The sequence below is a fragment of the Streptomyces sp. WAC05292 genome (genome assembly GCF_003949955.1).
Lineage (GTDB): Bacteria > Actinomycetota > Actinomycetes > Streptomycetales > Streptomycetaceae > Streptomyces > Streptomyces globosus.
The window spans coordinates 1-7741 of sequence record NZ_RPSE01000309.1 but is presented as its reverse complement, the minus strand read 5'-3'; the positions used below and the strand labels follow the sequence as shown (position 1 = coordinate 7741).

6 protein-coding genes and 1 pseudogene are annotated in these 7741 nt (G+C 77.1%); 3 read left to right on the top strand and 4 right to left on the bottom strand.

Features of this window, described 5'->3' with window-relative positions; genetic code table 11:
- The first annotated feature begins 106 nt into the window (after positions 1 to 106).
- From EF903_RS24920 to EF903_RS35460, 3 genes and pseudogenes are all read left to right on the top strand, one after another.
- Positions 107 to 646: an ATP/GTP-binding protein gene (locus tag EF903_RS24920; RefSeq protein WP_125546763.1), complete on the top strand. Its 540-nt coding sequence runs from the start codon at positions 107 to 109 to the stop codon at positions 644 to 646.
- A 70-nt stretch (positions 647 to 716) separates the two neighbouring features.
- Positions 717 to 1064 (top strand): annotated as a pseudogene (locus EF903_RS35465) (hypothetical protein); the annotation flags it as partial.
- Between the two features lie 216 nt (positions 1065 to 1280).
- Positions 1281 to 2345, top strand: a complete 1065-nt coding sequence (locus EF903_RS35460) for an enoyl-CoA hydratase/isomerase family protein (protein ID WP_399421627.1) — start codon at positions 1281 to 1283, stop codon at positions 2343 to 2345.
- On the opposite strand, the gene EF903_RS24910 is transcribed toward EF903_RS35460, so the two are convergent.
- The 4 genes from EF903_RS24910 to EF903_RS24895 form a co-directional block, all read right to left on the bottom strand.
- Positions 2336 to 3259 (bottom strand): SDR family oxidoreductase, encoded by a 924-nt coding sequence (locus EF903_RS24910; RefSeq protein ID WP_125546759.1) that lies wholly within the window; start codon positions 3257 to 3259, stop codon positions 2336 to 2338. The genes EF903_RS35460 and EF903_RS24910 overlap by 10 nt on opposite strands.
- 9 nt (positions 3260 to 3268) lie before the next feature.
- The gene (locus EF903_RS24905) at positions 3269 to 4876 is read right to left on the bottom strand and encodes a molybdopterin-dependent oxidoreductase (RefSeq protein WP_125546757.1); all 1608 of its coding nucleotides are present in this window, start codon (positions 4874 to 4876) and stop codon (positions 3269 to 3271) included.
- 64 nt (positions 4877 to 4940) lie between these two features.
- Positions 4941 to 5306, bottom strand: coding sequence for a hypothetical protein (locus EF903_RS24900; protein WP_125546754.1), 366 nt, complete (start codon positions 5304 to 5306; stop codon positions 4941 to 4943).
- 194 nt (positions 5307 to 5500) lie between these two features.
- The coding region (locus EF903_RS24895; RefSeq protein WP_312845958.1) for an alpha-N-acetylglucosaminidase at positions 5501 to 7741 on the bottom strand (2241 nt) is incomplete at its 5' end.

The following is a 7741-nucleotide window of genomic DNA, read 5'->3' as shown; positions in this document are numbered from 1 at the left end:
CCTCCAGGCGCCCGATGACGTCGAAGCTGACCTCCAGCCGGCGGGTGTCGACCAGGACGACCGCGCCGAGGACGCCCTCCCGGCCACGGCGGCGGCCGCCGTCAAGGTGGTCATCGTCGGCGGCTTCGGCGTCGGCAAGACGACCCTGGTCGGCTCCGTGAGCGAGATCCGCCCGCTCACCACCGAGGAGACGATGACGCAGGCAGGCGTCGGCGTCGACGACACGGCCGGGGTGGAGCGCAAGACCTCCACCACCGTGGCCATGGACTTCGGCCGCATCAGCATCAACGAGGAACTGGTGCTGTACCTCTTCGGCACCCCCGGGCAGCAGCGCTTCTGGTTCCTGTGGCGCGGCCTGTTCGAGGGCGCCCTCGGCGCGGTCGTCCTGGTCGACACCCGCCGGCTGGAGGTCAGCTTCGACGTCATCGGGCGCCTGGAGGAGCGCGGCGTGCCCTTCGTCGTCGCCGTCAACGCCTTCCCCGACGCGCCCCAACACCCGCTGGAGGAACTGCGCGCCGCGCTCGACCTGCCCGAGTCGGTCCCGCTCGTCGTCTGCGACGCCCGCCGCCGCGACTCCAGCCGGGACGTGCTCATGACGCTGATGCGCTACCTGCACTCCCTCGCCGCGACCCCTGGGGCCCGGTAGGCGCGGCCCTCCGGCCGGGAGGGGCGCCGGGCCGCGGCGGGGGCGTGTCCGGCGCCCCTATGATGCGAACATGAGTACGAACGAGGGGGAGGTTCGCCCCTCCCTGACGGCGGCACTGACCGGTGCCCAGTTGCGGCGCTGGTACTGGACGCTCGCCGAACTCACCGCCCTCGCCCGGGCCATGGGAGTCCCCGCCCGCGGCGGCAAGGCCGCCGTGACCGAGCGGCTGGCCGCGGCTCTCGACGGGCGCCCGGCAGCCGAGCCGCCCCGGCCCGCCCCCCGCGGGGCGGGCCGGCAGCTCGCCGCACCCGTCGACGGCCGTACGGTCATCCCGCAGGGCCAGCGGTGCAGCCAGGTCCTCAGGGCATTCTTCACCCGCGAGATCGGGCCGGCCTTCCACTTCGACGCGGCCATGCGGGACTACATCGCCCAGGGCGCCGGCCGCACCCTCGCCGATGCCGTCGCCCACTGGCACGCCACCCGCGCCGACGCCGCCCGACCCCGCCGGATCGGCGACCAGTTCGAGTTCAACGGCTTCCTGCGCGACTGGCACGCCCGCCACCCGGGCAGCCCCCGCGCCGAGGCCCTGGACGCCTGGCGGGCCCACCGCTCCCGCCCCCGCACCCGACCGTCCATACTGGCTGCCGTGAACAGCGAAGACGCCGCCGACCACGTCCTGTCCCACCGGCAGGGGCGCACCGGGGTGATCACCCTCAACCGCCCCCGGGCCCTGAACGCCCTCACGCACCCCATGGTGCTGCGCATGGAGGAGGTCCTGCGCGCCTGGGCGGACGACCCGGAGGTGGAGCAGGTCCTCCTCCGCGGCGCCGGCGAGCGCGGCCTGTGCGCGGGCGGCGACATCCGGGCCATCCACGACGACGCCAAGGCCGGCACCTCCGCCTCGGCCGCCTTCTGGCGCGACGAGTACCGGCTCAACGCGCTGATCGCCCGCTACCCCAAGCCGTACGTCGCCCTCATGGACGGCATCACCATGGGCGGCGGCGTCGGCGTGTCCGCCCACGGCAGCGTCCGCGTCGTCACCGAGCGCTCCCGCGTCGCCATGCCGGAGACCGGCATCGGCTTCGTCCCCGACGTCGGCGGCACCTGGCTGCTCTCCCGCGCCCCCGGCCGGCTCGGCACGCACCTCGCGCTCACCGGCTCGGCCGTCGGCGCCGCCGACGCGCTGCTGTGCGGCCTCGCCGACCACCACGTGCCCGCGGAACGCCTCCCCGACCTGGCCGCCGCCCTCGCCGAGGCCCCCGCCCGCGAGGCGGTCGCCCGGTTCGCCACCGAACCCGCCCCGGGCGTCCTCGCCGCCCGCCGGCACTGGATCGACCGCTGCCACGCCGCCGACACCGTCGAGGAGACCGTCGACCGGCTCCTCGCCGAGGACGACCCGGCCGCCAAGGAGGCCGCCGAGACGATCCTCGCCAAGTCGCCGACCGCGCTGAAGGTCACCCTCGCCGCGATGCGCCGCAGCGCCGCCCTCACCTCGCTGGAGGAGGCCCTCGACCAGGAGTACCGGGTCTCCTGCAACGCCCTGCGCTCACCCGACCTCGTCGAGGGCATCCGCGCCCAGGTCGTCGACAAGGACCGCAGCCCGCGCTGGAACCCGGCCGCGCTCGCCGACGTGTCCGACGCCGACGTGGCCCGGTTCTTCCACCCGCCCGCCGACGGGGCCGCCGCGGGTCAGCGGTAGCCGGCGGTGTCCGCCGGCAGGTCCGGGTCCTGCACCTCGACCAGGTACCGCCAGGCGTCCGGCCGACTCCCGTCCAGGTCCGTGAACCCGTACACCCGGGCCAGCTGCCCGCTGGAGAGCGACTGCCCGTTCCAGCGGGCCACCTCCGGGTCGGCGGCGAGCGCGGCGACCGCCCGGCCCACGTACGCGGGGCTCTCGGAGATCGCGAAGTGCGGGACCCGCTCCAGGGCGTCCCGCCAGTTCGCCTCGGTCACCCCGAACGTGTCGAGCATCATCTCCGAGCGCAGCCAGCCCGGCGTCAGCGCGACCGCCGTCGCCCCGCGCGGGCCCAGCTCGTGGCCGAGCGCGAACGCCATCCGCAGCACCGCCGACTTCGCGACGTCGTAGAAGAACGACACCCGGTACCGGCTCGCGTTGTACTCGGCCGTCCCGTCCGTCATCTCCACCACCAGCCCGCCCGGCCGCCGCAGCAGCAGCGGCATCGCGAAGTGGCTCGTGATGGCGTGGGTGTCGACGGCGAGCCGCAGCAGCCGCAGCCCGTTGTCCAGGTCGTGGTCCCACACGGTGCCGTCCCACTCGAACAGCAGCTCGCCGCCCCAGATGTCGTTCACCAGCACGTCCAGACGCCCCTGTTCGGCGTCGATCCGCCGGACCAGGGCCTCCACCTGCTCGGGCACCAGGTGGTCCGCGACGACCGCGATCCCCTTCCCGCCCGCCGCCGTGACCAGCTCCGCGGTCTCCTCCACCGTCTCCGGCCGGTCGTACTCCGAGCGCCGGCCGCGCGTGCTGCGCCCCGTCACGTACACCGTCGCGCCCTGCGCGCCCAGTTCGACCGCGATGCCGCGCCCCGCACCCCGCGTCGCACCGGCCACCAAGGCGACCTTCCCGTCAAGCGTCTGCCGTGTCTGCGCCATGCCCCGACCCTATGCCGACCCGCCCCATCCGGGGGGCACAACGTCGACGGCCACCGTGTGCAGGCCCGTCGCCCCGTCGGGCAGGACCGGGGCGCGGGCCGCCGTCTGCACGGCCCCCGTGCCGTCCACCGCCCGCACCCGGAGCGTGTGCCGCCCGGGGGAGGCCTCCCACGGCCACGACCACAGCCGCCAGGCGTCCACTCCGCCCGAGGCGGCGAGCCGGGCCTCCTGCCACGGGCCGCCGTCGACCCGCACCTGCACCCGCGAGATGCCGCGGTGCTGCGCCCACGCCACCCCCGCCACCGCGATACGGCCCGCCGCGAGCCGGGCGGACGCGCGGGGGGTGTCGATCCGGGACTGCGTCTTGACGGGCGCCCGCGCCGCCCACGACCGGCGCACCCAGTACGCGTCGTACGCGGCGAAGGTCGTCAGCCGCAGCTCACGCAGCCACTTGCAGGCCGACACGTACCCGTACAGCCCGGGCACCACCATCCGGACGGGGAAGCCGTGCGCGAACGGCAGCGGCTCCCCGTTCATCCCGACGGCGAGGAGCGCCTCCCGGCCGTCCATGACGGTCTCGACCGGCGTGCCCAGCGTCATCCCGTCCACCGACCGCGCCACCAGCTGGTCGGCGGGGCCGCCCTCGGACGGCGGCCGCACCCCGGCCTCGCGCAGCAGGTCGGCCAGGCGGACGCCGAGCCAGCGGGCGTTGCCCGTGTACGGGCCGCCGACCTCGTTCGACACGCACGCCAGCGTGATGTCGCCCTCCACGAGAGGACGTTGCAGCAGCTCGCGCAGGCCCAGTTCCAGCGGGCGGTCGACGCCCTCGCCGTGGATCCGCAGCCGCCACGCGTCCGCGTCCACCGGCGGCACCACCAGGGCCGTGTCCACCCGGTAGAACTCCCGGTTCGGGGTGAAGAACCGGGACGCCCCCGGCACCCGCGGGTCGACGCCGGGCGGCACCGGCGGCGCGGGCACCGCGGGCGGCGGCAGGACGAGCGCGGCCCGGGAGGCGGTGGCCCCGGCCGAGCCGTGCGCGCCGAGCCGGCGGCCCGCGTACCCGGCGACCGCCGAGGCGGCGAGGACGCCCGCCGCGAGCCGGCCGAAGCCGCGCCGGTCCATCCCCCGCGCCCCGCCGGGCGGCGCACCCGCGGGCCCGGGCCGGCGCAGGGCGCGGACGAGCCCGTAGAGCACCGCCGCGGCGGCGAGGCCCCCCGCCGCCGACGGCAGCGCGTCCTGCCAGGAGGCCCCCGGTCGGCCGAGGGCGGCCGTCGCCCCGAGGAGCCCGACGCCGGCGGCGGCGGCCGCGCCCGCCCGGGGGCGGTGCGCGGCGAGCACGCCGGCCGCAGCGGCGACCGCGGCGAGGACGAGCAGGATCCCGGCGGCCAGCAGCGGCTTGTCGGCGGTCCCGAACGTGCGGACCGCCCACTCCTTCACCGCCGCCGGGGCGAGGTCGACGAGCGTGCCGCCCACCGCGGCGACCGGGGCCGCCTCGGGCCGGACCGCTGCCGCGGCCAGCTCCGCCGCGGCCAGGCCCGCGCACGCCGCGAGGAGCCCGCAGACGGCGCCGCCGAGGTGGAGGCGCCGCCGCCCGGATACCGTCTTCCCGCCCGCCATGCGCAGTCCGTCCGCCGACCGGTCGCCCGACGCTTCCAGTGTCCCGCCGCGCGCCCCCTCCGGCTCACACGCGCGGGTTGCCCTCCGCCGCGACGCGCTCGGCCGCCTGCCGGGCCACCGTCTCCAGCCGGTCCTCCGCCTCCGGTCCCGGGGCCCCGGCGGGGCCGGCCGGGCGCGCGGCGAGCCCCCCGCGCTTGCGGAGCTCCACCACCCCGTCCGTCAGCAGCTCGATCGGCTCGCCGGGCCGGGGCACGCCCGGCACCCGGTGGGCGTCCTCCCGCACCGGATCCGACACCCGCTCATCGGCGGCGGGCGGGGCCGGCGCCGGCGGCGCGGCGGCTGCCTCCCGGCCTCCGGCGGCGGCCGGTGCGTCCTGCGCGGGGTCCGCCTGCCCGGACCGGCCGGGCCGCTCGTGTCCGGTGTGGGACATGCTCGCTGCACTCCTGCCCGTGTCATGCCGTCGCGGCGTCGGAAGGGGCGGCCCCGGACTCCCCGGCGGCCGCCCCCTTCGTTTCCGGGACAGTGAAGCGAGCACCCGCCCCGGCTGGCGGGCGGATGCCGGGTTCTCCCTCCCAGGAGGAGCCCAATTCCCCCGAACGGGTGAATCCGGTGCGGGCGGGCCCGCTACCCTGCGGCCGCCAGCAGCCGGGCCACGCCGGAGGCGAGCGCGTACGGGTCCCCGGCCGGCCCCTGCGCCCCGGAGGGGTGCCGGGTCGTGCGACGGGCCCACTCCTCCTCGAAGGCGTGCCAGTCGATCTCGCGCGGCGCGGTCCCGCCGACCAGGGCCTCCTCCAGCGAGGCGAAGTACGCCGCCCAGCGCGGCGCGTACAACTCCCGCACCAGGCCGCTCCATTCGCGGTTCGCGTAGTCGTGCAGGAACCCGCCCTCGCTGGTGCTGCGCCGCCCCCACACGCTCAGGATCGAGCGGGCGTCGTACTCGTACCGGTCCTGCTCCGCGCGGTCCGCGCCCCAGGAGCGGGCGGCGGACAGCCAGGTGCCGAGCCGCAGGTTCGGGTCGGAGCCCGCCAGCGCGTCCAGCCGGCGCTCGGCTTCCTGCCAGGCGGCGGTCAGCTCGCGGAACGCGGCCAGGTCGCGGGCCGCGTACGCGGCGCGGATCCGCGGCAGCAGCACCCGCGAGTGGTTGGCGAGAGCCTGCCGGGCGGTGTCCACCAGGTCGAACCGGTACGCGCTCGATCCGCGCAGCCGCGGGTCCACCCTCAGGAGGTGGTCCAGCGCCCGGCGCACCGAATCGGCCGGGTAGCGCATCGACTTGGGGCTCCAGTACGCGGCCGTGGCCGCGGTCAGGCTCGGCCGGGCCGTGAACAGGCTGTCCTGGGACTCCGACCACAGCCCGGACGAGGTGCTGTAGGGCCCCTTGCGCAGCTCCTCCCACGCCGCGGCCGCCTCCTTGTCGGGCCGCCCGTAGCGGCGGGCGGCGAACGCGGCGAACCACGCCCGGTGGTCGATCGGCCCCGGCTCCCAGGCGAGGTCCGTGAACAGGTCGAAGGCGGCAGGGTTGGTGCCGGTGGCCTCCGGCAGGTAGGCCGTGCCGCGCAGTGCGCTGCCCTCCTTGGCCCGCCACGCGCCGAACCGGTCCAGCCACACCGAGGTGTTGGCGCCGACGGTGGTGTGCCCGCCGAAGTTGTAGATCGTGCCGAGCGCGTACGGGGCGCCGCCCCAGCGGGCCTCGCGGTCCAGGCGGTTGTACCGGTCGGACAGGCCGTCCAGGATGAGCAGCTTCGAGGTGTCCGTCCCCGCGAGCAGCTCCTGCCGGGGGCTGTCCTGCCAGCCCAGCACCGCCCACAGCGCCCCGGGGTGCGCGGCGTGCAGGGCGGCCTGGACGGCGCCGGAGGCCGCCCGTACGTCCACCGGTCCGGCCGTGCCGCCCTCGTGGAGGGGGCTCATCCGGTACATGGTGCTGTCGCCGAACACCGCGCGCTGCTCGGCGTAGTAGGCGGCGGCCACCTTCGCGAACACCGGCGAGGACGGGTCCAGCCAGTCGGGCCGCTCGAAGCCCGCCCAGTCGCCCTGCGGCACCGTGGCCGCTCCCGGATTGCGGGCGGCGAAGCCGGGCGGGACGGTCCCGTAGTAGCCGGGCAGCACCGGGGTCATGCCCAGGCCGCGGAGCTGCTCGGCGACCCTCCTGCCGATGGCGGCGCGCTCGCGCATCACGCGCTCGGAGACGGGCCCGCCGAAGCCGCTCAGGTTCTGCAGCAGCCACCAGCTCTGGTGGGCGGGGCCGGGGATCCACGCGCGCAGTTCCGCGGGCGTGTAGCCGAAGCGCTGGAAGGTCCGGTAATACGGGTATTCGGCGCCGACCTGCACGAACACCTCGTTGACGCCGTGCAGGGCGAGCAGGTCGATCTGCCGCTGGTGCTCCGCGAAGGTGCGGTACGGGCCCGAGTAGCCGTCGTCGGTGTCGTTGAGGGCGTACCGGTGGGGCACGTGGGCGGCGCGGGTGACGGGTGCGGGCACGGCGGGCAGGCGGGCCGGCAGCATGCCGGTGCTCTCGCCGGGCCAGCCGATGTCGACCCCGGCGACGTGCTGGAGGTACCAGCCGACGCCGGTCAGCAGGGTCGCGCCGGTCGAGCCGCGGACGGTGATCGCGCCGGTCCGGCCGGAGACGGTGAACGTGTCCGGGCCGGCCGCCCGGTCGGGTACGAGGGTGAACTGGGCTGCGTGCCGCGGCAGCAGGCGCCGCAGGGCGGCCCGCGCGGGGCCCGCGTCGAAGGCGCGGCTCGCCTCGGCGCCCGCCGCCGGCGGGGCGGCGCCCGTACCGTGCGGCGCAGGCGCAGGCGCAGGCGCAGGGGCCGGGGCCGGTGCGGCTGCGGCCCGGGCCGGGGCCGGGCCGGGCCGCAGCCGCAC